We start from the raw sequence: 25,114 nt of genomic DNA, 5'->3' as shown, positions 1-25,114 counted from the left end.
GGTTCCGGCGGGCCCGGGGTGGCCTCGAAGCCCGAGCCGGTTCCGGTGGTCGTGCGGCGGTTTCGGAGTCCGGTCGGTTCCGGCGGTCGTGGCGCGGCTTCGCGTGCCCTGGTTCAGGTGGTCCCGCGGTGGCCTCGAAGCCCGAGCCGGTTCCGGCGGTCGTGCGGCGGTTTCGTCTGAGTCGGTTCAGGTCGTCAGCAGCTTCGTGAACCAGTGCTCGGCGTAGTCGCGGTGGTGCCGCGGTGCGGTTTCCTCGTAGCCCAGGCGCGCGTACAGGGCGCGGGCCTCCACCAGGTCGGTGCGGGTGTCGAGCACGATCCGTTCGGCGCCCAGCCCGCGGGCCGCGTCCTCCGCCGCCCGCACCAGGAGCGCGGCACCGCCCCTGCCGCGCATCTCCGGATGCACGAAGACCCGCGTGAGCTCGGCGGTGCCCGGCTCCGTCAGACGGAAGCCCGCGCTGCCGACGGGCTCACCCTCGTACCGGCCCACCAGCAGCAGGCCACCGGGTGGTGCCAGGTACTTCCCGGTGTCCGCGGCGATCTCCCGTTCCAGCTCGCCGGGTTCGGTCGGGCGGCCTTCGTGGAGCTGGTACCAGCGGTCGCTGACCTCCGTGTAGTACGCCCGCCACAGCGCGGCGGCGACCGGTGAGTCGAAGGGTTCGGGGGCGACGGTCCAGGAGGCGGTGGTCCGGTTCATGCCGGTCATTCTCGCGACGCCCCGCACCCCGCCCGCAACCGGATTTGCCTCCGGGCGGCGCCCCGCGGCGGCGAGAGCGACCCTCGTCCGTGTCGCGCACCGCGCCCGGGGGCCGGTCGCCGTTTGAGGAGCGTCTCGCGGGCAACCCGGACGGAGAACCGGCCCGTTGGGTCGAGAACTCCGGAAGGCACCCATGTCCACAGGCGTGATCATCGCTCTGATCGTGATCGTGGCGGCCGTGGCCCTAGTCGCGGCCGCCCTGACCCTCCGAGCCCGCAGGCCGCAGGGCGGGCACAGCCTGCAGCGGCGCTTCGGGCCCGAGTACGACCGTGCCGTCGCCCGGCACGACGGTGACGCGAAGGCCGCCGAGCGCGACCTCACCGAGCGGGTGAAGCGGCACGGCTCGCTGCGCGAGACGCCGCTGGAGCCGGCGGCCCGCCAGCAGTACGAGGCCCGCTGGGCCGCCGTCCAGGAACGCTTCGTCGACTCACCGCGGGACGCGGTGACCGAGGCGGACCGGCTGATCGGCGAACTCGCGGGGGCCCGCGGCTTCCCCGACGGCGGCCGCTACGAGGAGCAGGTCGAGGCCCTCTCCGTGCACCACGCGCGGCACGTCCACGGCTACCGCCGGGTGCACTCCGCCGCGCACGCCGGCGCCGACTCCGCCGTGCCCGAGAACGGCTCCGGTACGGAGGAGCTGCGTGAGGCCCTGATCGAGGGCCGCGCGCTCTTCGAGGACCTCGTGACATCCCACCGCAAGGAAACCCACCGCAAGGACACCGTCCAGCGCGGCGCGGACACCGGTACGCAGGAGACGGAGCGGGCCGCGGACGGCCCGGAGTCGGCCACGTCCGGTTCCCGCGGCCATGCGCCGTGGACGTTCAACAGGCGTCACGCCAAGGGGAGTTGACGGACATGCCAGATGTGACATCAGACGGCGGCGCGGACCGCAGGGAGAAGGCACGGCAGGCCGAGGCGGCCACGGGACGCGAGACCGCCGAGACACGGGAGGCCGCCGCCGCGCACGAGGCCGCGGGTACGGCGGGCCCTCCGGGGACTCCGGGCACTCCGGGCTCCGGTACCGCGGCGCGCGACGAGGGTCGCGGCACCACGGATCGCGGGAGCGCGGCGAGCGCCCGGCCGCAGGGCACCGGCCCGATCGCGGGACGGTCCGCGACGGGCGTCGGCGAGAGCGCCGGCGCGGCCGGTGAAGGACGCGCCAGGGCCGCCCGCGAGGGCACCGGCACGGGGTTCGGCAAGGACGGCGCTCGCGCCGGGACCGCCGAGGGCGCCACCCCCGGGGTCCGCGAGGGCACCGGAACAGGTCTCGGTGAGGACGGTCGTGCCAGGACCGCCGAAGGGGCCACCCCCGGAGTCCGTGAGGGCACCGGCACGGGGCTCGGCGTGGACGCCGGTTCCCCGGCGAGCGGCGAAGGCATCACCCGGGTCCCCCGCGAGGGCACCCGTACGGCCGGCCGCGAGGGCAGCCACGGGCACGGCGCGCCGCTGCTCGCGCACGACGAGTCCGACAAGCTCGCCCTGCGGCTCCAGCACGCCGTCGGCGGCTTCGTGGACGGGCCCCGTACGGCCGTCGAGGAGGCCGACCACGTCCTGGAGGAGGTGGCCGCGCGCTTCACGAACGCGATCACCCAGCGCCGCCGCACGCTCCAGGCGTCCTGGCAGCGGGCCGGCGACGACAAGGGCACCGAGACCGACACCGAACAACTGCGGCTGGCCCTGCGGGACTACCGCGAGATGGCGGAACGGCTGCTGCACACCTGACGCCGGGCACACCCGGCGCACGGCGGCCCGCAGCGCGTACGGCGGCCCACACCCGCCCACGGGCGGGCCGTCGTACGCACAGCGAGCGCCACTGCACACGGCGGCTTGCGCCATTGCATACGGCGGCCTGTGCCGCGCATGGCGGTCTGTGCCGCGCGCGGCGGTCGGCGCCGCACACAGCGAGGCGGACCGCCGACGGTGAGGCCGTACTGCACGCGGTGCGGCTCACGGCGATGCGGCACCGCACGCAGCGGGGCGGACCGCCGACGGTGAGGCCGCACTGCACGCTGCGGCCTCACGGCGATGCGGCACCGCACCCGGCGAGGCGAAGCACGTATGCAGCGAGGCGAGGAACGCCCGCGGCGACGTGAGCCCGCGGTGACGTGAGCCCGCGGCGGTCGCGGTGGCCCGCTCGGCCGGGCCCCCGTGCGAAGCGAGGCCGCGCCCCGGACCATGTCCCGGGGCGCGGCCTCGCCGTGTGGCGCGCGGTGTCAGCCGGCGCGGCGCTCGTGCCAGTCGCGGACGATCTCCTCGACGTCGTACGGCTTGAGGCCGAGCGGAGGTCCCGGCGGCGGCTTGAACATCACTTCGCGGATCTTGGCGTTGATGTCCTCGACGATCCGGCGGACGACGCGCTCCGAGGGGGCGGCGGCCGCCGCGGCGAGCGCGTCCTCGGCCTCCTTGCGCAGAGCCAGCGTCGGGTGCAGCACCGACAGTCCTTCGCGGGCCATCTTCTGCTTGATCCACCACAGTTCGTCGTACGACGTGGCGCTGACGCTCGGCAGCGGCTTGCCCGCGCCGGCGAGTTCCGCGAACTCCCCGCGCGCCTCGGCCTCGCGGATCTGTTTGTCGATCCAGGTCTCGAAGCTGACGCCCGGTGGCTTGCGCTCGGTCATGTGTCCATTGTGCCGGACTTCACCCGCCAGCACGATGGTGCGATCTATCATGCGGCGGCGGCGCGCCAACCACGCTCCGTGCATGGACACTTGGATGGTCACGACCCGCTGGACCCGAAGGAGCGCACGTGCTCGAACTCACCATGGCCTCGGTCTCCGGGGCGGACGCCGGGGCGACGGCCGGCATGCTGATGGCCGACGCGCCCAGCGACCCGGGCGCCGTGCTGCGGTTGGGCCGGGACAAGGCCGTGTGCCGGCTGGCCACGCCGGACGACTGGCTGTTCGTCTCCCGGGTCCACCTGGAGTTCCTGTGCGGACCCGACGGGACCTGGCAGGTCAGCTGGCTGCGCGGCTCGCACCCCGACCCGTCGTCCGAGGTGCGGCTGACGCTGGCCGGATTCCCGCCGCAGACCCTTCCGTACGGCGGAACGGCCAAGCTGCCGCAGGGCGGCTCCGGGGAGCTGGTCATCCAGGACCGCACCGGTCCGCGCAGCGTGAACGTCGGCTTCTACCACGAGGCATGAGCCCCGGCGCCGCTTCGGACCGTCAGGCCAGCACCCGCGCCAGCGCGAACCCGTCGTACCCCTTGCTGCCCACCGTCTGGATCGCCGTACCGGTCAACTTCGGGTGGGAGGCGAACAGTTCGAGCGCGGCCCGGGTGCCCCGCACACTCGGGTCGTCGCTGCCCGCCTCGGTGACCCTGCCGCCGCGGACGACATTGTCGAGGACGATCAGGCTGCCGGGGCGGGTGAGTTTGACCGCCCACTCGACGTAGTGCGGATTGTTGACCTTGTCGGCGTCGATGAAGACGAGGTCGAAGGGTTCGGGCTGCTCGTCGGCCAGCTTGGGCAGCGACTCCAGGGCCGGGCCCACCCGCACCTCGGAGATCTTGTCGAGGCCCGCGCGCGCGAGATTGCGGCGGGCGACCTCGGCATGCGTGGTGTCGTACTCCAGGGTGACGAGCCGGCCGTCGGCGGGGAGCGCGCGGCCCAGCCAGATCGTGCTGTAGCCGCCGAGCGTGCCGATCTCCAGGATGCGGCGGGCGCCCTGGATCTGGGCGAGGAGCTGGAGCAACTTGCCTTGGTTCGGCGCGACGTTGATGGGCGGCAGCCCGGCCGCCTCGCTGTCGCGCAGGGCCGCGGACAGCGTCTCGTCGGGCGGGGAGAGGAGGGTGGTGAAGTAGTCGTCGACGTCGTTCCAGAGCTGCGACTCGCTCATGCACCAATGCCTTTCGTGTATCTAGTTAGAGGAGCTAACTAGTTCCGCTAAGGAATATAGTCGTGCACATGGGCGCTTGTCAGCGTCTTGCCCGGTCGATCGCACCGGGTCAGCCGATCGGCGGAGATGCCCGCGCGGGCGACGCGGGCACCTCTGGATGGCGAGCGGTGATGGCACCACCGGACGGCGCGCGACGGAGGCCGCGGTTCCGGGGCGGCGGGGCCGTGGGTCAGCGGGCCTGCGCGTCCGCGGCCGGTTCCACCGCGGGCGCGGACCCGGGCAGCGGCTTGCCGGCCGACTCCGTCATGAACCACACCGCCGCTCCGCCGATCACGGCGGCGGCCATCATGTAGTACGCGGGCATCATCATGTTCCCGGTCGCCCCGATGAGCGCCGTGACCACCAGCGGGGTCGTGCCGCCGAAGAGCGAGACGGAGACGTTGAAGCCGATGGAGAGCGATCCGTAGCGGACCTTCGTCGGGAAGAGCGCGGGCAGCGCCGCCGGCATCGCGGCGGTGAAGCAGACCAGGAGCAGACCGAGCGCGCCCATGCCGAGGGCGACGGCGAGCAGGCTGCCCTGGCGGATCAGCAGAATGGCCGGGACGGACAGCGCCAGGAAGCCCGCGCAGCCGGCCGCGATCACCGGACGGCGCCCGATGCGGTCGGTCAGGGCGCCCGCGAAGGGCTGCACGACCATCATCAGCGCCATCACGCCGAGGACGACGAGCAGACCGTGCGTCTCGTCGTACTTCAGCTCGCTGGTCAGATAGCTCGGCATGTACGACAGCAGCATGTAGTCGGTGACGTTGAAGACCAGCACCAGGCCCATGCACAGGAGCAGCGCCTTCCACTGGCCGCTCACCATCGCGCGCAGCGGCACCCTGGGGCGGTCCTTCTCCTTGCGCGAGGCCTTCGCCAGCTCCGCGGCGAACGCCGGGGTCTCCTCCAGGCGCATCCGCAGGTAGAGGCCGATGATGCCCATCGGGCCGGCGATCAGGAACGGGATGCGCCAGCCCCAGGACAGCAGGTCGTCGCTGGACAGCAGGGCGGTCATCAGGGTCACCAGGCCGGCACCGCCGATGTATCCGGCGAGCGTGCCGAACTCCAGCCAGCTTCCGAAGAATCCGCGCTTCTTGTCCGGCGCGTACTCGGCGATGAAGGTGGAGGCGCCCGCGTACTCGCCGCCGGTCGAGAAGCCCTGCACCAGGCGGGCCGCGAGCAGCAGCAGGGGAGCGCCGACGCCGATGGTCCCGTACGACGGGATCAGGCCGATCGCGAAGGTGCCCGCAGCCATCATGATCATGGTGAGCGCGAGGATCTTCTGGCGGCCGATGCGGTCACCGAGAGGGCCGAAGACCAGACCGCCGAGGGGGCGGACCAGGAAGGCCGCGGCGAACGCGCCGAACGTGGAGAGCAGCTGCGCGGTGGGGTTGCCCGACGGGAAGAACACCTTGCCCAGCGTCACCGCGATGTAGCTGTAGACACCGAAGTCGAACCACTCCATCGCGTTGCCGAGTGCGGCGGCCTTGACGGCTCGTTTCACCAGGGCGGGGTCGGTGACCGTGACCTCCGGTCCTGCGGGGGCCGGTGGCGCGGCGGATACGACGGGAGCGACGGGGGTGACGGTCGGCAAGATTCCGCTCGCCTGCCTTTCGACGGGGACAAGGACAGCGCCCCTGACGAAGCGGGCCGAAAACCGACGATAGGGGCACTCACCGCTCTCACGTGCCGTGCACGACCCACCGCACAGTGCACATAAATGCCGCGTATGCAGGCGTGACGGCGGGCCCGAGGGGCACTTTCCGGACGGCTGGTTGTGATCTTTGTCGCGGCCCGTGGAAGGAACCGAACCGTCCGCCCACTATCGTCATCCGGACAAAAGGTGGGCGGACGCCAGGTGAAGCACGGGTTGCCTGCGTCTCTCCCCAGGGGGAATGCGAGCCTCATAGGGTTCGGACACGGACATACGGGCGTGACTGACGGGGCGGGAGGGCCGACGCGGCGTGGCGAATGCGGAGCGCAGAGGGCGACCGGGGGATGCCTTCGGGACAGGGGCCGCCGGGACGGCCCGGGCACGGCTGGAAGCGGCCCGCGCAGGCCTCTGGCTGATCGCCGCCGTCCTGGCCGTACGGCAGGTCACCGCCGTCCTCGGCACGCCGAAGGGCGATCGGCTGACGGACCTGGAGACCTGGGTCGGCCCGGACGGCGTCCTGCATGTGAAGGGCTCGCTGTACGACTCGACGCAGTTCACCGGCACCCCGTTCGCCGGTCTCGTCCTCAAGCCCCTCACTCGTTCGGCGGAACAGGCCCTCGGCTGGGGCTGGACCTTCGGCACGCTGCTGCTCGTCGTGGCGCTCGGCCTGATCGTGGCGCGCGCCCTGCCGCAGCCGGTGACCCGGCGCTCGCGGCTGCTGGCCGCGCCCGTGGTGATCAGCCTGCTGATGCTCTCCCTGCCGGTGCGCAACACGCTCTACCTCGGCCAGACCAGCATCATCCCGGTCCTGCTCGTCCTGCTCGGCTGTTTCGCCGCCCGCGGGGAGCGCGCGAGCGGTGTCCTGATCGGGGTCGGCGCGGCGCTCCAGCCGACCGTGCTGCTCTTCGCGCCGCTGCTGTGGTTCACCGGGCGCAGACGTGCCGCCGTGGCCACCGGTGGCACGTTCGCCGCGAGCACCCTGCTCGCCTGGGCCGCGCTGCCGCACGACTCGTACACCTACTGGGTGCACCACCTGGCGGGCGTCGGGCTCGGCGGTCAGGCCGACGATCTCGCCAACCAGTCCCTGCACGGCGCGCTGCTGCGATTCGGCCTGGCGGGGCCGCTGGAGATCGGCCTGTTCCTGGTCCTCGGGGTGGCGGTCGCGGTCGTCGGCCTGCGCCGCGCCGTGCGCTACGCACGCGACGGGCAGCTGCTGCTCGCGGTGGCCGTCACCGGCTGTGTCGCGGTCGCGGTCTCCCCGACGACCTGGCAGCACCAGCTGCTGTGGGTGCTGCTCGCGGTGGTCGGCCGGGCCGGCCGGCGCACCTCGGACCGGTTCGTCTGGCCGGTGGCCGTCGTCCTCGCGATGACACTGCCCGCCAAGGCGCTGCTGCCGAACATGCCGGTGATGTACCCGGTCCGTGAGAACGTCCTGCTGATCGTGGCCCTCGCCGCCTCCTGCGCCGTCCCGTTCCTGTCCTTGAAGTCGCCCTCGTTCCGCGCGCCCACCCCCACCCAGTACGCGCCCGCCCGTCCGGCCCGGCTGCACTGGGTGCCGCTGTTCCCGTTCTGGCGCCGGGTGCTCACCCGGCCGAGCCTGCTGCTCGAACTGCTGCTGATCCGCGTCTTCTACTCCGCGTACTCCTCCGTGCGGCTCGCGGCGACCGGCGGGCGCGCCGCCGCCGAGAAGCACGGCCACGAGATCCACTCGCTGGAGAAGGCGCTCTTCTTAGACGTCGAGCACGGCATCAACCACGCGGTCGTGCAGGTCCCGTGGCTGGAGAACTTCTTCAGCTTCTACTACGAGTCGTTCCACTTCGTGGTGCCGCTGACGATCCTCGGCGTGCTCTACGCCCGCCGGCCCGCGGACTACCGCTGGGCTCGGTCCGCGCTGGGCCTCGGCACGCTGCTCGCCCTGGTCGGCTTCTGGCTGTACCCGCTGGCGCCGCCGCGGCTGATGCCCGGCCTCGGCTTCATCGACACCGTGCACGGCGCGCAGAACCTCGCCAAGCCGGACTACGGGACGATGACCGCGGTCACCAACCAGTACGCGGCGATGCCCTCGCTGCACTTCGGCTGGTCCCTGTGGTGCGGCATCGTCATCGTCGTACTGGCCCCGAAGTGGTGGATGAAGGCGCTGGGCGTGCTGCATCCGCTGCTGACGGTGTCCGCCATCGTCGCGACCGGCAACCACTGGGTGCTGGACGCGGTCGGCGGGGCGGCCGTGATCGGCGCCGGCTTCGGGCTCACCTATCTGCTGTCCGGGCCCCGGGCGGCGGCCGTCGCCGCCGAGCCGGAACGGGAGCGGGACCCTTCGGTCAGCAGCCCCCCTGCCACGGCAGTCGGTACGAAGAGCTGATCCGGTACTCGCCCGGCTCGCTCACCCGGAGCCGGGTCCACTGACCGGCCCGCTCCAGACACCCGCCGTCCGCGCGCAGCCAGCGCGAGTAGGCGATCCGGACGGTGACCGGTCCCGCCTTCTCGACGCGCACGGTCAGCGCCGCGGCGCCGGCCCGTACGACGGAGGCGGGGCCCGAGACCAGCGCGGTCGCGTCCCGGACGCGGTAGACCCGCCAGTGGGCGTCCCGCCAGACGGGCTCCAGCCAGTCAGGGCCGGATCGCACCAGGGCGGCCTCGTCCTCGGCGGCCCAGTCCGGGGTGCCCGCCGGCAGGACGACGAACCCCACCGCCCAGCGGTCGAGCCAGTCTCGGTACGTGTGCGCGGAGAACGAACCGTCGTAGAAGAGGGCGCCGCGCTCCACGTCCACCTGGCGGTTCCAGCCCCGCGCGGTGTCGACGTAAGGGGCCAGGGCGGTGGTCTCGCGGTGGTTGACGGCCGGGACGACCTCGACGCGGGTGCGGTCGGCCCCGAGCCGGTCGAGCGCCGCCACCACGCCCTCGGTGTGCGTCGCCCAGACGGGCACCGGGGTCGACATCCTCAGGACCTGGACCGTGTGCTGGGCCACCCAGTTCACCGACAGGGCGAGCGCGAGCGCCAGGGCGGCACGGCGTAATGCGTCGACGCGCCGTACGGCGTGCAGCCCCGGCGCCAGGAGCGCGGCGAGCAGCACGGGCGGGGCGAAGAGCTCGGCGAGGCGTACGACGTTCGAGCCGACCGGCGAGTCGATCAGCGCCGTCAGCACGATCCCCGCCATGTAGACCAGGGCGCCCCACCGCAGCGCGCGCCACTCGCGTGGTCCCGCCACGGCGAGGACGGCGCCGAAGAGCAGCGGTTTCCAGATGTCGTCGGTCTGCATCGGCTGCACACCGTCGAGGGGGAACAGCAGGCTTGTCGCCCCGATCACCACGACCGGGGGCGCAAGGAGTGCGGCGGCGGTCGCGAACTCCCGCGTCAGCAGCCGGGCCGCGCCGACGACCAGCAGGAACAGCCCGGCAGCCGGGCTCGCCATGGTGGCCAGCGCGGCACACACCGCGGCCACCGCAGGCCGCCGGGCCGGGCCCGTCACCGCCAGACAGGCGGCGAGCCCGACGGCGGTGCCCAGCGCGAAGGTCGACCGCCCGGAGGCCACGTTGGCCCAGAGGGTGAGCGTGGCCAGCAGCGCGGGCCACAGCGGTCGCCGCATCCCGCTGCGGACGAGGAGGCACGCGGCGAGCCACGACGCGGCGAGCCCGGCCAGGACCGTGACGGTCCGCACCCCGAGGGCCGCCATCAGATAGGGCGACAGCAGGCTGTAGCTCGCCACGTGGATCCCGCCGTACCAGGAGAGGTTGTACGGCGTGCCCGGGTGCTGCCCGGTGAAGTCGCGCCATGCCACCTGCGCCGCGAGGTCACCGCCGCCCGTCCCGAGATACGCGGCCCACAGCGCGTACAGCGGGACGGCGAGGGCGAGCGCGAGCAGCGGGACGGGGTGCGGCCGCCAGGAGCGGAGAGCGGTCCGGCGTGCTGCGGGCTGCCGGGCGGCCGGCCCGGCAGTGGTCTCGATGGTGGGCGGCACAGATCGCGTTTCCGTTCCGGGCGGTTGAGCGGAGTCACCGTGAAGACGCCAACCGTAGAAGGTCGGTTCACTGTCGGGAACTCCGCACCACCGCTCGCGGGGGAGGCAGGGGCGGGCGTAGGGGGGTGCCCCTGCCTCCCTCGGAACGGGCCGGCGGTGCCGGGAGGCCGCCGGCCCGAGTGGGTCAGCCGCGGGTGACCTGGAGCTCCTTGACCCCGTTCAGCCAGGCCGAGCGCAGCCGGCGCGGGTCGCCGGCCAGACGCAGATCGGGCATCGCGTCGGCGATGGCGTTGAAGATGAGGTCGATCTCCAGGGTGGCCAGGGACTTGCCCAGACAGAAGTGCGGGCCTCCGCCGCCGAAGCCGAGGTGCGGGTTCGGGTCGCGGGTGATGTCGAAGACCTCGGGGCCCTCGAAGACCTCCGGGTCGTTGTTGGCGGAGGAGTAGAAGATGCCGACGCGTTCGCCCTTCCTGATCTGCTGCCCGCCCAGTTCGGTGTCCTGGGTCGCGGTGCGCTGGAAGGAGACGACCGGCGTTGCCCAGCGGACGATCTCCTCGGCGGTCGTCTTCGGGCGCTCGCGTTTGTAGAGGTCCCACTGGTCGGGGTGGGTGAGGAAGGCGTGCATGCCGTGCGTGATGGCGTTGCGGGTCGTCTCGTTGCCCGCGACGGCGAGCAGCAGCACGAAGAAGCCGAACTCGTCGGAGGCGAGGTTGCCCTCGTCCTCCGCCGCGACCAGGGTGCTGACGATGTCCTTGGCCGGGCACTGCTTGCGGTCGGCGGCCATGTTCATCGCGTACGAGATGAGTTCGGTGGCCGACTCGGCGCCGACCTCCTCGGTGATCGCGTACTCCGGGTCGTCGTACGCCACCATCTTGTTGGACCAGTCGAAGATCTTGGTGCGGTCGTCCTGGGGGACGCCGATGAGCTCGGCTATCGCCTGGAGGGGCAGTTCGCAGGCGACCTGGGTGACGAAGTCGAAGGAGCCGTCGGGTGCGGCGCCGGCGAGGGCGCTCTCGACGATCGAGTGGGCACGTGCGCGCAGGGTGGCTTCGAGGGAGCGGATGGCGCGCGGGGTGAAGCCGCGCTGCACGATCTGGCGGACCCGGGTGTGCTCGGGCGGATCCATGTTGAGCATGATCAGCCGCTGGACCTCGATCTGTTCGCGCTGGATGCGCTCGTTGAAGCGGATGACCGCGGTGTTGAGGAACGAGGAGAACAACTCCGGATGCGTGGAGACGTACTTGACGTCCGTGTGCCGGGTGACGGCCCAGTAGCCGTCGTCCTCGAACCCGGCGATGCCGGGCTGTTGCGGGATCCAGTGGACCGGTTCGGCCCGGCGCAGCTCGGCGAACTCCGGGAGGGGAACGCGGTGGTGCAGCACATCGGGGTCGGTGAAATCGAACCCGTCGGGCAGCGCTGGACAGGGCATCGGCAACTCCAGATCTCGCGCCTACTTGTTCTGGCGGTGCGGGTTCTGACGGCCCATCAGGAACCGGGAATTGCCGTGAAGGTAGTAACGGGTTCTACAAGTGGCAAGGGGTGCGGCAGGCTCAATTGCGTGCGGAACTCGTGCAGATCGCGACTTCGAGGGCTGCACGACCCTTGCGGCGCGGGGTCTCCGCTCAGCACACTGCACGCAGAACTAGTACGCGTTCTAGTTCTGCGCGGTGGGTGGGCCGGGACGCCCCGCGCTGCGCGGATCAGCAGGGCCCGATCCGCCGGACAGGCCCCAGGGTCTGTCCGGCGGATCGGGCGGTAGGTCGCGGGGTGTGGCACGCACATCTGCGGCGTTGTCGTCGGTCGCCATGGCTCCGCCATGACTCCCTCCTCCGCCTTGCAGCTGCACGCACCACACCCCGCTCAACCCGGTTTCCGAGCACCGTGGGACGGAACCGCAAGATCCGCCGGACAGACCCTAGGAGAGGACGATGCCCCCATGGCCGCGGAACCCGTGATCGTCGAAGCCGTTCGCACGCCCATCGGCAAGCGCGGTGGCGCGCTCGCCAATCTGCACCCCGCCTATCTCCTGGGCGAGACCTACCGTGAACTCCTCGGCCGCACCGGCATCCACGCCGACTGCGTCGAGCAGATCGTCGGCGGCACCGTGACCCATGCCGGCGAGCAGTCCATGAACCCCGCGCGGGTCGCCTGGCTCACCATGGGCCTGCCGTACGAGACGGCGGCGACGACCGTCGACTGCCAGTGCGGGTCCTCGCAGCAGGCCTCCCACATGGTCGCCAACATGGTCGCGGCCGGGGTGATCGACGTCGGGATCAGCTGCGGTGTCGAGGCGATGTCCCGGGTGCCGCTGGGCTCGGGATCCAAGCACGGTCCGGGCAAGCCGTTCCCCGACGAGTGGAACGTCGACCTGCCGAACCAGTTCGAGGCGGCGGAACGCATCGCGCGCAACCGCGGGCTGACCCGCGAGAACGTCGACTCCCTCGGCCTCATCTCCCAGGAGCGGGCGGCGAACGCCTGGTCCGAGGAGCGCTTCAAGCGCGAGACGTTCGCCGTCCAGGTGCCCACCACCGAGGAGGAGCAGGGGGCCGGCCAGGGCATGTGGCGCCTGGTGGACCGGGACGAGGGGCTGCGCGACACGTCCATGGAGGCGCTGGCCCGGCTGAAGCCGGTGATGCCGACGGCCGTCCACACGGCGGGCAACTCCTCGCAGATCTCCGACGGCGCCTGCGCGATCATGTGGGCGTCCAAGCGGATGGCGCGGGCGCTGAAACTGCGGCCGCGTGCCCGGATCGTCGCCCAGGCGCTGGTCGGCGCGGATCCGCACTACCACCTCGACGGACCGATCGACGCGACGCGCGCGGTCCTCGGCAAGGCGGGCATGTCACTGAGGGACATCGACATCGTCGAGATCAACGAGGCCTTCGCGTCGGTGGTGTTGAGCTGGGCCCAGGTCTTCGAACAGGACCTGGAGAAGGTCAACGTCAACGGCGGCGGGATCGCCCTCGGGCACCCTGTCGGGGCGACGGGAGCACGGCTGATCACCACCGCCCTGCACGAACTGGAGCGCCGCGACAAGCAGTTCGCGCTGATCACGATGTGCGCGGGCGGCGGGCTGGCCACCGGGACCATCATTCAGCGCTTGTGACGGAGCCGGCCCGGACCGGCGTTCACTCGCGGCCCGAGGCCGTTACGGTGCTCATGCGCGGCCCGAGGCTGCCGCGGTTTGCTCACTCGTGGTCCGAGGCCGTCACGCGCTCACTCGTGGTCCGAGGCCGTCACGCGCTCACTCGTGGTCCGAGGCCGTCACGCGCTCACTCGCGGCCCGAGGCCGTCGCGGCCAGCACCGCGGTGGCCACGGCCGCGACCAGCAGCGGGACGCCCAGGCCGTGGTGGAGCACCAGCCACGCGCCGAGCAGGGCGCCCGCCAGCATCGCGACCACCGAGGCCGAACGGCGCGGGGAACGGGGGCCCACGCCGCCGGCCAGCCGGGAGTCGGCGGCGAGCCCGGTCAGGGTCATCGTCAGCACGGTGGTCGTCAGATCGGGCACGCCCAGCCGGCGGACCGTCGCGTTGCGCAGCCCCATGGCGAAGGCGGTGACCGCGATCAGGGTGTACGTCGTGCCGACCGCGCCCGGCGCCGCGAAGGCGACCACGGCGGTCACACCCACCAGGACCGCCTCGGCGGCGAGCGTGATCCGGGTCCAGGCGCGGCGCGAGCCCCCGCCGAGCCGCACCGCGATCCGGCCACCCGCCGCCGCCCCCACCAGGAACGCCCCCAGGGACGTCAGCGAGTGCGGCGCGAAGAAGCCGGGCGCGCCCGCCGCCGCGAACCCGAGCACCACGACATTGCCGGTCATGTTCGCGGTGAAGACGTGCCCGAGCCCCAGATAGCTCACCGCGTCGATGAATCCGCTCACCACGGTCAGCGCCAGCAGCACGACCGGCAGCCGCAGTCCGCGCGCCTCCGGATCATGGGTCGGGGCGTCTGTGGTCATGGCGGCCTCCGGTCAGCGGGATGGTCGGGGTGCACTCAGGTCCACCACGGGCGCGGGGGGCTCTCGGATGTCCGGGCGAACCGTGCGTCCGTAGCGTCAGGGGCATGAGCGACGACACGTGCAAGTCCGTCAAATCCATTGAAACACGGCGCAATTGGCGTACGCGGCAGGGGCTCGCCGCGACGGCGGCCCTCCTGCTCGCGGGGATCGCCGCGGCACCGGCCGCCACCGCGCTGGACCGCCCGGGGCCGGCCGGTGCGGTATCGGTCCGCGCTCCCTCGGCCGGAGTGGATGCCGGTGCGCGGCGCGGTGCCCTGGTCTCCGTCACCCTCGTCGCCGTGCGCGACACCGCCCAGGTCAAGGCCTTCCTGGCCGAGCGCGGTACGGCGGCGGACTCCGTGCGGTACGGCGTCCGCGCGTACCGGCTCACGTACCGGACCGTCGGCCCGTACGGCGAGCCCACCACCGCCACCGGGCTGCTCACGCTGCCCACGGGCGGCGACCACCGCCTCGACCTGGTTTCGGACACCCACGGCACCATGGTCAACCGGAGCTACGCCCCTTCCGCCGAGGAGGACTTCGGGCGCATCCCGTCCTATCTGCACGCCGGCGCCGGCCGCGCGGTCGCCGCGCCCGACTACCTCGGTCTGGGCGGGGGCCCCGGCCGCCACCCCTACATGGACACCCGCTCCTCGGTGACCGCCTCCGTCGACATGATGCGCGCCGCGCGTACGGCGGCCCGGCAGCTGGACCGACCGCTCACCGGGGACGTCTACGCGACCGGCTTCTCGCAGGGCGGGCAGGTGGCGATGGCGCTCGGCCGGGCGCTGGAGGAGGGGGCGGACCGGCATTTCCGGCTGAAGGCGCTGGCCCCGGTCAGTGGCCCCTACGACCTGGAGGGCGTGGAGATCCCGGCGCTCTTCGACGGCCGGGTCAACGACACGAGCGGCGTCCTCTACACCTCGTACTGGCTGGTCGCCCAGAACCGGCTGCACCCCCTCTACAAGGACCCGGCCGACGTCTTCCGCGCCCCCTACGCGAACCGGGTCGAGGGGCTGTACGACGGGAAGCACGAGGAGGAGGACATCGTGCGGGCGCTGCCGGCCTCGGTGAAGGAGCTGCTCACGCCCGCCTTCTACGAGAAGCTGCGGCACCCCGCGGGCGACCTGCTGGCGGCGATGCGGGTGAACGACCACGGCTGCGACTGGAAGCCGGCCGCGCCGGTGCGGCTGTACGCGGGGGCGGCCGACACCGACGTACCGATGGCGAACGCGCGCGGCTGTGCCGCGCGGCTGGCGGAGCGGGGGGCCCGGGCTTCCGTGCTGGACCAGGGGGACCTGGACCACTTCGGGACGTTCCAGGTGTCCGCGCCGCAGGTGGTGCGGTGGTTCGACGCCGTGAGCGGTTCCTGACCGCGGAAGCGGCCGTACAACAGGACGAAGGCGGCGGCCCCGGGGATCGGGGGCCGCCGCCTTCGCGTACAGGGGACTGCCGGGTGGTGCCGGTGTGCACCGGTCACGCCGGTCAGTACCAGCCGTTGGCCTGCCAGAAGTTCCAGGCGGCGGCCGGGCTGCCGTAGCGGGAGTTCATGTAGTCCAGACCCCACTTGATCTGCGTCTCGGGGTTGGTCTTCCAGTCGGAGCCCTTCGAAGCCATCTTCGAGCCGGGCAGCGCCTGGACCAGACCGTAGGCACCGGACGAGGAGTTGGTGGCCTTGACGTTCCAGCCGCTCTCGTGCTCGACGATCTTGCTGAACGCGGTGTACTGCGAGGCGTCCGGGATCATCTTGTGCGCGATCGACTGGGCGGAGGAGGTCGAGGTGGTGGCGGCCTGGGCGGGGGACGCGGCCAGGACCATGCCGGTCGTGGCGGCAGCCACGGCGGCGGTGGTGAGGACCTTCTTCGGGGAAGCGATGCGGCGGATGACAGAGACGGACACGGAGAACCTTTTCTTCGGGGACGGGGGTGCGCCGGTACGCCGTGACCACACGCTGGTGGCGGGGGCATACAGCGGCGCCGAGGCCCGGGAGGGCACGTCGGCGCCTGGCGACTCCTCCAGAGAAACAGGCTTGAGACGCGTCCGCAATGACCCCTTTTACTAGTTGTGGTCGCATCGGGGGCGAAAGTGCCTTTTGTGATCTGGCTCTCAATTCCCAGGTCAGAGGGGTTGAGGACGCGTACATGTCAGCACTTTCGGTCTACGGCCGGGCTTCGTAGAGGACCAAGGTCCTGTGGGCTGGTTCACCCCGCATGTAACAGCAGGCGCACGGGAGTCAACCGGGTGCGTTCGGCGGCTGTGACCCGGGTCGCAGCTCAGGGCTCCCGGAACGTGACGGGGGTCTCGAAAGCGGCCCGCCGGGTCGCTCTGCGCAGTGCCTTGAGGAGGGTCGCGCCGAGCGTGAGCGTCAGTACGACGGTGACGACGGCCCGGCCCAGGTCCCAGCCGAGCGAGGTGGCCATGCAGTACGCGAGGAAACGGGCCAGGTTGGCCGGGACCGCGCCGTCCGGGTCGAAGGCGACGGTGGAGGTCAGGGCGGCCATGAAGGGCCAGCCGGCGAGGTTCATGACGGTGCCGTAGGCGAAGGCGGCCACGAAGCCGTACCCGGCGAGCATCAGCAGCTCCCCGCGCCCACGCAGCCGGTCGGGTCCCGGCAGCAGCCCGGCCCCCATCGCGAACCACCCCATGGCCAGCATCTGGAACGGCATCCACGGCCCGACCCCGCCGGTGAGCAGCGCCGACGCGAACATGGTCACCGCCCCGAGCACGAACCCGAAGCCGGGCCCGAGCACCCGCCCGCTCAGCACCAGCAGGAAGAACATCGGCTCGATCCCGGCGGTGCCTGCCCCGATCGGCCGCAGCGCGGCCCCGGTGGCGGCCAGCACGCCCAGCATGGCGACGGCCTTGGGCCCGAGCCCCGACTCGGAGATCGTCGCGGCGACCACCCCGACGAGCAGGACCAGAAGCCCGGCGAAGAGCCAGGGCGCGTCCTGGCTGTGCGCGTTCACCTGCGAGCCGGGTCCGGCCACGAGCGGCCAGGCGAAGCCCGCCACGCCCACCGCGCTGACCAGGGCGAGAGCGGCGACGGAACGGGCCCCGAGCCGGACGGCGCGGGCCTGGCGCTGCGGTGCGGACGGGAGCTCCGGCCGGGTCCGGGCGGCCTGCGGGGCGGTCACGCGAGGGCCTCCCTGACCTGGGCGACCGTGAGCCACCGCTGCGGAGCGAGGATCTTCGTCACCTGCGGTGCGAAGGACGGGGACGCGACGACGACCTCGGCGGTGGGGCCGTCGGCGACGACCTCGCCGTCCGCGAGGATCACCACCCGATGAGCCAGCTCGGCGGCCAGCTCCACGTCATGGGTGGCCAGCACGATGGCGTGACCGTCGGCGGCCAGCCCCCGCAGCACGGCCACCAGCCGGGCCTTCGCCGCGTAGTCGAGACCCCGGGTCGGCTCGTCGAGCAGCAGCAGCGGAGGGCGCGCGGTCAGGACGACGGCCAGCGCCAGCGCCAGCCGCTGCCCCTCCGACAGATCGCGCGGATGCGTCCCGTCGCCGATCCCCGGCAGCAGCTCCGAGACCAGGCCGCGGCAGGTGCCGGGCGCGGCCCCGGCGTCCCCGTCGGCCGCCGCGCACTCCCCGGCCACCGTGTCCGCGTACAGCAGATCGCGTGGTTCCTGCGGTACGAGACCGACACGGCGTACGAGGTCCCGTGATGCGGTCCGGTGCGGGGCCGCGCCGCCCACCCGCACCGACCCGGCGGTGGGCTCGACCAGGCCCACGAGGGCGCCGAGCAGGGTGGACTTCCCGGCGCCGTTCCGGCCCATCAGCGCGACGGTCTCGCCGGGGACGACCGTGAGATCGACCCGCCGCAGCGCCTCGACCCGGCCGCGCCGGACGGCCAGCGCCTCGACCACCGCTGTCCGTGCGGGGGGCGAGGCGTCGTGGGTGCCGCGCCGACGGAGGAAGCGGGGGAGGCGGGAGACCGAGGGCCCGGGGGCCGCTCCGGCATCCGGCGTGATCCCGGGGGCCGGGGCGGTTGCCGCCGAAGGGTCCGGTGTGAGCGGCGCGAGGCGCTCGCGCAGGGGGCCCGCGGCGCGCCGGGCGTCGCGGACCGTCAGCGGCAGGGGCGACCAGCCCGCCAGCCGGCCCAGGTCCACCACCGGCGGGAAAACCGGGGAGACGGCCATCACCTCGGAGGGCGTGCCGAGCACCGGCGCGGCACCCGGCGCGGGCAGCAGGACGACCCGGTCCGCGTACTGGATCACCCGCTCCAGCCGGTGCTCGGCCAGGAAGACGGTCGTACCGAGGTCGTGGACGAGGCGCTGGAGGACGGCGAGGACCTCCTCGGCCGCGCCGGGGTCAAGGGCGGACGTCGGCTCGTCGAGGACCAGCACCTCGGGGTGCGGGGTGAGCACCGAGCCGATGGCGACCCGCTGCTGCTGGCCGCCGGACAGCGTGGCGATGGGCCGGTCGCGCAGCTCCGCCAGACCCAGCAGGTCCAGGGTCTCCTCCACCCGGCGCCGCATCACGTCCGGCGCGAGGCCCAACGACTCCATTCCATAGGCGAGTTCGTCCTCGACCGTGTCGGTGACGAAGTGTGAAAGGGGGTCCTGGCCGACTGTGCCCACGACGTCCGCGAGCTCGCGCGGCTTGTGCGTGCGCGTGTCCCGCCCGGCGACGGTGACCCGGCCGCGCAGGGTGCCGCCCGTGAAGTGCGGCACCAGACCGCTCACCGCGCCGAGCACCGTCGACTTGCCCACCCCGGACGGCCCGGCGAGGAGCACCAGTTCACCCTCCGGGACCTCCAAGTCCAGCCCCTGGACGGTCGGTCGGGCCGCTCCCTCGTAGGTCACGGAGACGTCCGCGAAGCGGATCATGAGGACTCCTTGGCTGAGGGGGCCCCGGCCGGGGCGGGGGCGACGAAGGCGGGGAGCAGACCGAGCAGGATCGCGGCGGCCGGCCACAGCGGGAGGGCCGGAGCGGTCAGTGGTACGACACCGGGTTGCAGGGCGGCCGGGTCGTGGGACCCGGACACGATCAGCAGCGCGGCCACCGCGACCCCCGAGGCCGAGACCAGCCACGCCCGCACCCCCCAGACGTCCGGCCGGTAGCGCGTCCGCAGCGAGCGCCGGCCGCCGAGGCCGAGACCGCCGAGCGCCGAGGCCAGCCCGGCGAGCAGCAGCGGCAGGCCGTAGCTCCCGCCCTCCGCGGTCAGCAGTCCGTACGTGCCCACGCAGACGCCGAGCAGGCCGCCCAGCGTCAGCACGGCGGTGGTGCGGCGGACGGCGGGCGGTACCTCGGCGGTCCTGCCGTAGCCGCGCGCGTCCATGGCCGCCGCCAGGGCGACCGAGCGCTCCAATGCGCCCTCCAGGACCGGGAGTCCGACGTGCAGCAGTCCGCGCAGGCCACGGTCGGGGCGGCCGCGCAGCCGGCGGGCGGCCCGCAGCCGCTGGGCGTCCGCGATCAGGTTCGGCGCGAACGTCAGCGCGACGACGACCGCCACGCCCGCCTCGTACAGCGCGCCCGGCAGCGACTTCAGCAGCCGCGTCGGGTTCGCGAGAGCGTTCGCGGCGCCCACGCAGATGAGGAGCGTGGCCAGTTTCATGCCGTCGTACAGGGCGAAGACCAGGCCCTCGGCGGTGACCCGGCCGCCGATGCGGATGCCCTGCGCCCAGTGGGGGAGCGGCACTTCGGGGAGTGTGACGACGAGATGCGTCCCCGGGATCGGCGAGCCGAGGAACACCGCGAACACGAGACGGATGCCGAGGACCGCCATCGCCAGCTTCACGAACGCGCCGTACGAGCGGGCCCAGGGGGCGTCGCTCCGGCGGGCCGCCACGACGTATCCGGCCGTGCCGATGAGCAGCGCGAGCAGGAGGGGATTGGTGGTTCGCGACGCGGCGGTACCGAGGCCGAGGGCCCAGATCCACCAGGCGCCCGGGTGCAGGGCGTTGGCCCGGTTCGCCTCGGGCGCGCGGGTACGGCGCCGCTCCGTCACGACAGCGCGCGCCGGCCGCTGCCGCCGCCCGCCCCTGCCGGCTTCGGCCGAGCGGAGGGCTGTCCACCGGCCAAGGGTTCCTCCCGCGCGCGTACGGCCTGCTCCGGCGCGGACGGTCAACGCGTCCACCTCAGCTCAACTCCGACGGCGCCGGGACTGCCAGACCGCGGCCCCGCCCAGCAGCACCACCGCGGCGATGCCCCCGAGCAGTCCCACGGACGGGCCGTCGTCGTCGGTTCCGGTTCCGGGGCGGGCGGACGTCTGCGGCTCGGCGGCCGCGACCTGTTCGCCGCAGCCGGTCCGCGGGTATCCCGCGATGGCGCACAGCAGCGCGTTGGTGTCGTAGCGCAGGGGCTTCGCGACCGTGGCGAGCGCGTCGGCCGTGGTGGCGTCGGCGCGGACACGTGCGCAGGCGGTACGGGTCCGCGGCGGCGCCTCGCCGGACGGCGCGTCCGCCGCCGTACCGAAGTCGAGGACGAGAGCGATCCGCTTCTTGCTCGTCCGGGCGGGGGTCCCGGCGCAGATGGCGGCGAAGTCCGTCTTCCCGCGGGGCTGCACCGCCTGCCGCGAGTCCTCGCTCACCGCGAAGCGGAAGCCCTGCACCTCGCCGTCGGACGGCCGCGCGGTCGACGGCCCCTGCGTCGCGTACGTCCACTTCCCGCCGGTCAGGTCCCAGAAGGACCAGTAGCGGTAGCCGACGGCCTGGGCCTGGCCCGCTCCGCCGAGGACGAGCAGCAGCAGGCCGGCGAGGACGCCGGCCAGGGCGGCCGTACCGCGCCGGCTCACAGCTGACGCTTCCTGTTGCGGCCGCTGATCAGGAAGCCGACGCCGATACCGGCGACCAGGCCGACACCGACGATCCACCAGACACCGAGACCGCTGTCGTCCTTCTGCTCGGTGTCAAGGGTGGCCGAGTCGCCGGCGGCCCGGGCCGCCGGGCCCGTCGCGCCCAGCCGCTCGACCAGGTCCGCGCCGCCGAAGTCGCGCGGGTCCGTGCCGGTGGCGTGCGCCGCGAAGATCAGCTGCGCGTACGCGGCCGGGCCGGCCTTCGCCGCCCAGGCGCCGGAGTTCTTCTCCAGCCAGGCGAGGGGCTGCTTCGCCGCCGACGCCGAGCCCGCGGCCGCGAGCGCCACGACGGCGTCGGCGGTGTTGCCGTAGTCGGGCTGGTCCTCGGCACCGGCCAGGGCGGACTTCAGGTAGGGGGACTTCTTCAGCGACTCGGCGAGGAAGGAGGCGCCGTTGTGCGCCGCGTCCGCGGGGTCGAAGGTGTCACCGCCGGCACAGGTGAAGTCCCCGGACGACTTGCCGGCCTTCGTCACGAACCCCTTGCCCAGGGCGCCGAGCACGCCTGCCGCGGTGGCGTCCGCGTTCGCCGCGAGGCCGCCCTTCTTGTCCGGCTGGAACGCGAAGGCGCCGCTGCCCTTCTTCCCGCAGCCGATCGACAGGCTGAGCAGGGCGTCGTACGGCGTCTTGTCGTCCTTCGACGACACCGCCTTCGGGTCGGTGCCGGCCGCGTCCAGCGCGCCGATCACGACGGCGGTCGAGTTGGTGTCGCTCGCACCGCCCGCGGCGTACCCCCAGCCGCCGTCCTTGTTCTGTACGGACTTCAGCCACTTCACGGCCGCGCCGGTCACGGAGTCGTGGCCGCCCAGCGCTTCGAGGGCCTGCACCGCGGCCGCCGTGCTGTTCGTGTCGACCATCGTCCTGGCGCCGCACTTCGCGGTCGCGTCGGCGCGGTACGGAGCGAACGCGCCGTTCGCGCACTGCTGCCCCGCGAGCCAGTCGACCGCCTTGGCCGCGGGCCGCACGCCCGCGGTGTGCTGGGCGAGCAGCGCGAGCGACTGGCGCCAGACACCGTCGTACGTCGGGTCGCTGGAACCGTAGAGACCGGAGGGGAGCGCCTGGGACGGTGACGAGGACGGGGACGAGTCGTCGGCGAGTGCGCTCGGTGCGAAGGCCGAGCCGATCACGGCGGTGGCGGCCAGTACCGCGGCGCTGCGGCGAACAATCATGACTCTCCCTGCGGGGAGCCGGGCAGCGCGGGCACACTCTGGACCCCGGGCGGCTCCGGCTCCGTATCCCTCGACGGTGCCTGCCAGCGGCGGACTGCCGATGGCACGAGCCGGTCACGTCCCGTGCGTGGCGATCCGGCTCACCGCCTGGGCGGTTCACGGTTGCGGGTCAGCGCCGGAATTGCACCGGCTTCCCCCCGTACGGGCGTGATGACGACCCGCTCACTCTACCGGCCCATGGCCGACGGTCCGTGGGACACCTGTGCGACCGCCGCCGTCGCCCGCGGTCGAGCGGGCCCCCTGACGCCGCACGCGGTACCGGCGCGGGGTTGATCGAACAGCTTCGGAATGTGCCTGCAAATGACACTGTCGTGCCGTCTTTGTGTCCGAGTGCGGGGAGCTGAGCACGGTCCTGTCCCGATGCCGCCAGACTGGTCGGTGTGTCCGAGCAGACAACCGGTGGCCGACCCGGCAATCTCCCGCCCGAGATCCGCAGTTTCGTCGGACGCCGGACCGAACTCGACCGGCTCGCACGGGAGTTGGATCCCGCGTCGGGTGCCGGTCGGCTGGTGAGCGTGGTCGGCGCCGGCGGCATCGGCAAGACCAGGCTCGCCCTGCATGCCGCGGCCCGCGCCGCCCGGGAGGCTCACCCGGACGGCGTCTACCCGGACGGCGTCTGGCTGGTCGAGCTGTCCCCGCTGCACACCGTCGGGCTGGTCGGCCTCGCCGTGGTGGAGGCGCTGCGCCTCGCCGACCGGTCCACGGCCCCGGTCACCGACGTGGTCGCCGAATGGGCGCAGGGCAAAAGGCTGTTGCTGATCCTCGACTCCTGCGAACACGTCCTCGCGGACTGCGCCGAACTGGTCGACGCGCTGCTGCCGGCTCTCGGTTTCCCGGAGCAGCCGGCGTCCGGTTTCCCGGGCCGGCCCGCTGTCGGTTTCCCGGACCGGCCGGTCTCCGGCTTCCCGGACCGGCCCGTCCCCGGCTTCCCCGACCAGCCGGCTCTCGGCCTCCCGGACCAGCCCGCCCACGAGGACCGCCCGGGGGCGGGAGCGCACCCCCCGTACCCCGGAGCGGGACTGCACCGCCCGTCCCCGGCATCGGGACCGCACCCCCTGTACCCGGCATCGAGGGGACATCGCCAGGACCCCGCGCCGGAGTCGACTCCACGGGGAGGGCCCGCGAAGGGAAGGGCCGGGGTGGACATCCTGGTCACCAGCCGGGAGCCGCTCGGGATGCCCGGTGAGCGGGTGCTGCGCCTGGACCCGCTGCCGGTGGGGGACGACGCGGTGACCCTGTTCGCCGACCGCGCGGCCGCGGCCGACCCCTCCTTCGTGCTGGACGAGGACACCCGGGCCGCCGCCGTCGCCGTCTGCCGCCGGCTGGACGGCAGCCCGCTCGCCATCGAACTCGCGGCCGCCCGCCTCGGCGAGTTCTCCCTCGACGACCTGCACGGCCGGCTCGGCGAGCGGCTGCCGCCCCCGCTCGACCTGCTCACCGCGCGCGGTGACGAGGGGCCCCCGCGGCACCATACCCTGCGGACGACCATCGGCTGGAGCCATGAACTGTGCGCCCCGCTGGAGCGGTTGCTGTGGGCCCGGCTCTCGGTCTTCGCGGGCGGCTTCTGTGTGACGGCCGCCGAGGACGTCTGCTCCGGCGGCCCGCTGCCCGCCGGGCACGTCGCGGCCCTGCTGGACCGGCTCGTCGAGCAGTCCATCGTGGAACGCCATCGCACCGACCCGGGGCGCCTCCGACTCCTGGACACCGTGCGGGAGTTCGGCGCCGACTGGCTGCGCGAACTCGGTGAGGAGGAGGCCGTACGGCTGCGCCACCGCGGTCACTACCGGCGGCTGGCCCGGCTCGGCTGCGCCGAGTGGAACACCGGGCGCCAGGTCGGCTGGTGCGAGCGCACGCTCGCCGAGCACGCCAACCTCCGTGCGGCCCTGGACCACGCGCTCGCCGGACAGGACCGCCGCACCGCCCTGGAGATGGCGGCGGACGTCGGATTCCTCTGGCAGCACTGCGGCTATCCGCGCGACGCCCAGCACTTCCTCGACCGGGCGCTCGTCCCGGAGTCCCGGCACCCCGCACCGTCGCCGGGCCCGGGACACCTCCAGGCGCTGTGGACACGCAGTGCGGTCGCCCTCTTCCAGGGCGACCTCGACGTCGGCGCCCACTGGGCACTGCGGTGCGCGGACGCGGCGAAGGCGGAGGGCGACCCCGTGGCGGTGGTGGCCGCGGCGTCCATCGCGGGCGGCCAACTCGCCCTGAGCGGTCATCTGACCGAGGCGACCGACCTGCTCTCCTCGGCCGCCCGGCTTCCCGTCCGGGAGGACGCGTTCGGCTCCGCCCAGCTCCAGGTCCGCCTCGCGCTCTCCTTCACCCACCTGCTGCGCGGAGACCTCGACGCGGCGCGGGCGGTGGCGGACGAGGTGCGGGCCGCGAGTGCGGAACGCGGCGAGTGCTGGGTTGGCGCCTTCGCCGAATGCTTCGTGGCCCAGGTGGACCTGGCGCGCGGCGATGTCGGTGCGGCCGTGCGCAACGCCAGGACCGCCCTGGCCGGCCACGGGCTGTTGCACAACACCGTGGGCGCGGCCATGGCACTCGACGTGCTCGCCGCCGCGGTCGTCGCGGCCGGCGACGGCGACCGTGCGGCCCGTCTCCTCGGCATCGGCGCACGCGTCTGGGAACTCACCGGACGCGCCCAGATGAACTCGCCCGACCTCCTCGCCACCCGCCGTGCCCACGAACTCCGGGTCCGCGGCGAGATCGGTGACGCCGCGTACGAGAAGGCGTACGAGGAGGGCCGCTCGATGCCGTACGAGCAGGGGCTGGACTACGCGTCCACGGGAGCCGCCTGACACCGGGCGGTCCGACGCCGGGACGGCCACCGGAGCCGGCTGACACCGGG

20 protein-coding genes and 1 riboswitch are annotated in these 25,114 nt (G+C 73.2%); of the genes, 7 read left to right on the top strand and 13 right to left on the bottom strand.

The genetic code is table 11. The features are described from left to right. Window positions 1-186: 186 nt before the first annotated feature. Entirely contained in the window at window positions 187-696 is a 510-nt protein-coding gene (locus tag ACFWM2_RS32545; RefSeq protein WP_383287399.1) for a GNAT family N-acetyltransferase, read from the bottom strand. A gap of 193 nt (window positions 697-889) precedes the next feature. Here ACFWM2_RS32545 and ACFWM2_RS32540 point away from each other — a divergent pair, with 193 nt between their 5' ends. Both ACFWM2_RS32540 and ACFWM2_RS32535 read left to right on the top strand, forming a co-directional pair. After that, window positions 890-1,606, top strand: coding sequence for a hypothetical protein (locus ACFWM2_RS32540; RefSeq protein WP_383287397.1), 717 nt, complete (start codon window positions 890-892; stop codon window positions 1,604-1,606). 5 nt (window positions 1,607-1,611) lie between these two features. Further along, window positions 1,612-2,478 (top strand): hypothetical protein, encoded by an 867-nt coding sequence (locus tag ACFWM2_RS32535; protein WP_383287395.1) that lies wholly within the window; start codon window positions 1,612-1,614, stop codon window positions 2,476-2,478. A gap of 491 nt (window positions 2,479-2,969) precedes the next feature. On the opposite strand, the gene ACFWM2_RS32530 is transcribed toward ACFWM2_RS32535, so the two are convergent. Next, window positions 2,970-3,374 (bottom strand): DUF1992 domain-containing protein, encoded by a 405-nt coding sequence (locus ACFWM2_RS32530; RefSeq protein WP_383287393.1) that lies wholly within the window; start codon window positions 3,372-3,374, stop codon window positions 2,970-2,972. 128 nt (window positions 3,375-3,502) lie between these two features. Here ACFWM2_RS32530 and ACFWM2_RS32525 point away from each other — a divergent pair, with 128 nt between their 5' ends. After that, window positions 3,503-3,898 (top strand): hypothetical protein, encoded by a 396-nt coding sequence (locus tag ACFWM2_RS32525; RefSeq protein ID WP_383287391.1) that lies wholly within the window; start codon window positions 3,503-3,505, stop codon window positions 3,896-3,898. A gap of 22 nt (window positions 3,899-3,920) precedes the next feature. Here the strand turns inward: ACFWM2_RS32525 and ACFWM2_RS32520 are convergent, their stop codons facing one another. Then, window positions 3,921-4,592, bottom strand: coding sequence for an O-methyltransferase (locus ACFWM2_RS32520; RefSeq protein ID WP_383287389.1), 672 nt, complete (start codon window positions 4,590-4,592; stop codon window positions 3,921-3,923). Window positions 4,593-4,821: 229 nt separating this feature from the next. Further along, window positions 4,822-6,225, bottom strand: coding sequence for a glycine betaine/L-proline transporter ProP (gene proP / locus ACFWM2_RS32515; protein WP_383287387.1), 1,404 nt, complete (start codon window positions 6,223-6,225; stop codon window positions 4,822-4,824). Window positions 6,226-6,595: 370 nt separating this feature from the next. Between proP and ACFWM2_RS32510 the strand changes: the two genes are divergently transcribed. Then, window positions 6,596-8,644, top strand: coding sequence for a bifunctional glycosyltransferase 87/phosphatase PAP2 family protein (locus ACFWM2_RS32510; protein ID WP_383287385.1), 2,049 nt, complete (start codon window positions 6,596-6,598; stop codon window positions 8,642-8,644). On the opposite strand, the gene ACFWM2_RS32505 is transcribed toward ACFWM2_RS32510, so the two are convergent. Next, window positions 8,604-10,241 carry a hypothetical protein gene (locus ACFWM2_RS32505; RefSeq protein WP_383287383.1) on the bottom strand — a complete coding sequence of 546 codons (1,638 nt, stop codon included), beginning with the start codon at window positions 10,239-10,241 and terminating at the stop codon, window positions 8,604-8,606. The genes ACFWM2_RS32510 and ACFWM2_RS32505 overlap by 41 nt on opposite strands. A gap of 184 nt (window positions 10,242-10,425) precedes the next feature. Next, window positions 10,426-11,670 carry a cytochrome P450 gene (locus tag ACFWM2_RS32500; RefSeq protein WP_383287381.1) on the bottom strand — a complete coding sequence of 415 codons (1,245 nt, stop codon included), beginning with the start codon at window positions 11,668-11,670 and terminating at the stop codon, window positions 10,426-10,428. 507 nt (window positions 11,671-12,177) lie between these two features. Between ACFWM2_RS32500 and ACFWM2_RS32495 the strand changes: the two genes are divergently transcribed. After that, the gene (locus tag ACFWM2_RS32495; protein ID WP_383287379.1) at window positions 12,178-13,347 is read left to right on the top strand and encodes a steroid 3-ketoacyl-CoA thiolase; all 1,170 of its coding nucleotides are present in this window, start codon (window positions 12,178-12,180) and stop codon (window positions 13,345-13,347) included. A 166-nt stretch (window positions 13,348-13,513) separates the two neighbouring features. On the opposite strand, the gene ACFWM2_RS32490 is transcribed toward ACFWM2_RS32495, so the two are convergent. Next, a complete protein-coding gene (locus ACFWM2_RS32490; protein WP_383287377.1) occupies window positions 13,514-14,197 on the bottom strand; it encodes a YoaK family protein in 684 nt (227 codons plus the stop codon). Between the two features lie 104 nt (window positions 14,198-14,301). Between ACFWM2_RS32490 and ACFWM2_RS32485 the strand changes: the two genes are divergently transcribed. Continuing rightward, on the top strand, window positions 14,302-15,609 hold the full coding sequence (locus tag ACFWM2_RS32485; protein WP_383287375.1) for an alpha/beta hydrolase family protein: 1,308 nt from the start codon (window positions 14,302-14,304) through the stop codon (window positions 15,607-15,609). Between the two features lie 112 nt (window positions 15,610-15,721). On the opposite strand, the gene ACFWM2_RS32480 is transcribed toward ACFWM2_RS32485, so the two are convergent. From ACFWM2_RS32480 to ACFWM2_RS32455, 6 genes are all read right to left on the bottom strand, one after another. Then, window positions 15,722-16,135 (bottom strand): transglycosylase SLT domain-containing protein, encoded by a 414-nt coding sequence (locus ACFWM2_RS32480; protein WP_383287373.1) that lies wholly within the window; start codon window positions 16,133-16,135, stop codon window positions 15,722-15,724. 374 nt (window positions 16,136-16,509) lie between these two features. Next, the gene (locus ACFWM2_RS32475; RefSeq protein WP_383287371.1) at window positions 16,510-17,370 is read right to left on the bottom strand and encodes an ECF transporter S component; all 861 of its coding nucleotides are present in this window, start codon (window positions 17,368-17,370) and stop codon (window positions 16,510-16,512) included. Further along, entirely contained in the window at window positions 17,367-19,070 is a 1,704-nt protein-coding gene (locus ACFWM2_RS32470; protein ID WP_383287369.1) for an ABC transporter ATP-binding protein, read from the bottom strand. The genes ACFWM2_RS32475 and ACFWM2_RS32470 overlap by 4 nt, the downstream gene beginning before the upstream one ends. Next, window positions 19,067-20,191, bottom strand: coding sequence for an energy-coupling factor transporter transmembrane component T (locus ACFWM2_RS32465; protein ID WP_383287367.1), 1,125 nt, complete (start codon window positions 20,189-20,191; stop codon window positions 19,067-19,069). The genes ACFWM2_RS32470 and ACFWM2_RS32465 overlap by 4 nt, the downstream gene beginning before the upstream one ends. Before the next feature lie 135 nt (window positions 20,192-20,326). Beyond that, a complete protein-coding gene (locus ACFWM2_RS32460) occupies window positions 20,327-20,977 on the bottom strand; it encodes an SCO2322 family protein (RefSeq protein WP_383287365.1) in 651 nt (216 codons plus the stop codon). Continuing rightward, a complete protein-coding gene (locus ACFWM2_RS32455; protein WP_383287363.1) occupies window positions 20,974-22,203 on the bottom strand; it encodes a prenyltransferase/squalene oxidase repeat-containing protein in 1,230 nt (409 codons plus the stop codon). The genes ACFWM2_RS32460 and ACFWM2_RS32455 overlap by 4 nt, the downstream gene beginning before the upstream one ends. Window positions 22,204-22,332: 129 nt before the next feature. Further along, a riboswitch (cobalamin riboswitch) is annotated at window positions 22,333-22,399 on the bottom strand. A 244-nt stretch (window positions 22,400-22,643) separates the two neighbouring features. On the opposite strand from ACFWM2_RS32455, the gene ACFWM2_RS32450 reads away from it, so the two are divergent. Next, complete coding sequence (locus ACFWM2_RS32450) at window positions 22,644-25,064, top strand: AAA family ATPase (protein ID WP_383287361.1); 2,421 nt, start codon at window positions 22,644-22,646, stop codon at window positions 25,062-25,064. The last annotated feature ends 50 nt before the right edge of the window (window positions 25,065-25,114 follow it).

The organism is Streptomyces sp. NPDC058371 (genome assembly GCF_042723265.1).
Classification (GTDB): domain Bacteria; phylum Actinomycetota; class Actinomycetes; order Streptomycetales; family Streptomycetaceae; genus Streptomyces.
The sequence above is the reverse complement of the archived record's forward strand: the minus strand, read 5'-3'. Positions and strand labels throughout refer to the sequence as shown.

What these genes read in the sequence shown, in the direction of transcription:
- ACFWM2_RS32530 (WP_383287393.1), bottom strand. Translation starts at nt 3,374, where the DNA reads ATGACCGAGCGCAAGCCACCGGGCGTCAGCTTCGAGACCTGGATCGAC.
- ACFWM2_RS32500 (WP_383287381.1), bottom strand. Translation starts at nt 11,670, where the DNA reads ATGCCCTGTCCAGCGCTGCCCGACGGGTTCGATTTCACCGACCCCGAT.
- ACFWM2_RS32485 (WP_383287375.1), top strand. Translation starts at nt 14,302, where the DNA reads ATGAGCGACGACACGTGCAAGTCCGTCAAATCCATTGAAACACGGCGC.
- ACFWM2_RS32495 (WP_383287379.1), top strand. Translation starts at nt 12,178, where the DNA reads ATGGCCGCGGAACCCGTGATCGTCGAAGCCGTTCGCACGCCCATCGGC.
- ACFWM2_RS32490 (WP_383287377.1), bottom strand. Translation starts at nt 14,197, where the DNA reads ATGACCACAGACGCCCCGACCCATGATCCGGAGGCGCGCGGACTGCGG.
- ACFWM2_RS32545 (WP_383287399.1), bottom strand. Translation starts at nt 696, where the DNA reads ATGAACCGGACCACCGCCTCCTGGACCGTCGCCCCCGAACCCTTCGAC.
- ACFWM2_RS32540 (WP_383287397.1), top strand. Translation starts at nt 890, where the DNA reads ATGTCCACAGGCGTGATCATCGCTCTGATCGTGATCGTGGCGGCCGTG.
- ACFWM2_RS32535 (WP_383287395.1), top strand. Translation starts at nt 1,612, where the DNA reads ATGCCAGATGTGACATCAGACGGCGGCGCGGACCGCAGGGAGAAGGCA.
- ACFWM2_RS32520 (WP_383287389.1), bottom strand. Translation starts at nt 4,592, where the DNA reads ATGAGCGAGTCGCAGCTCTGGAACGACGTCGACGACTACTTCACCACC.
- ACFWM2_RS32455 (WP_383287363.1), bottom strand. Translation starts at nt 22,203, where the DNA reads ATGATTGTTCGCCGCAGCGCCGCGGTACTGGCCGCCACCGCCGTGATC.
- ACFWM2_RS32470 (WP_383287369.1), bottom strand. Translation starts at nt 19,070, where the DNA reads ATGATCCGCTTCGCGGACGTCTCCGTGACCTACGAGGGAGCGGCCCGA.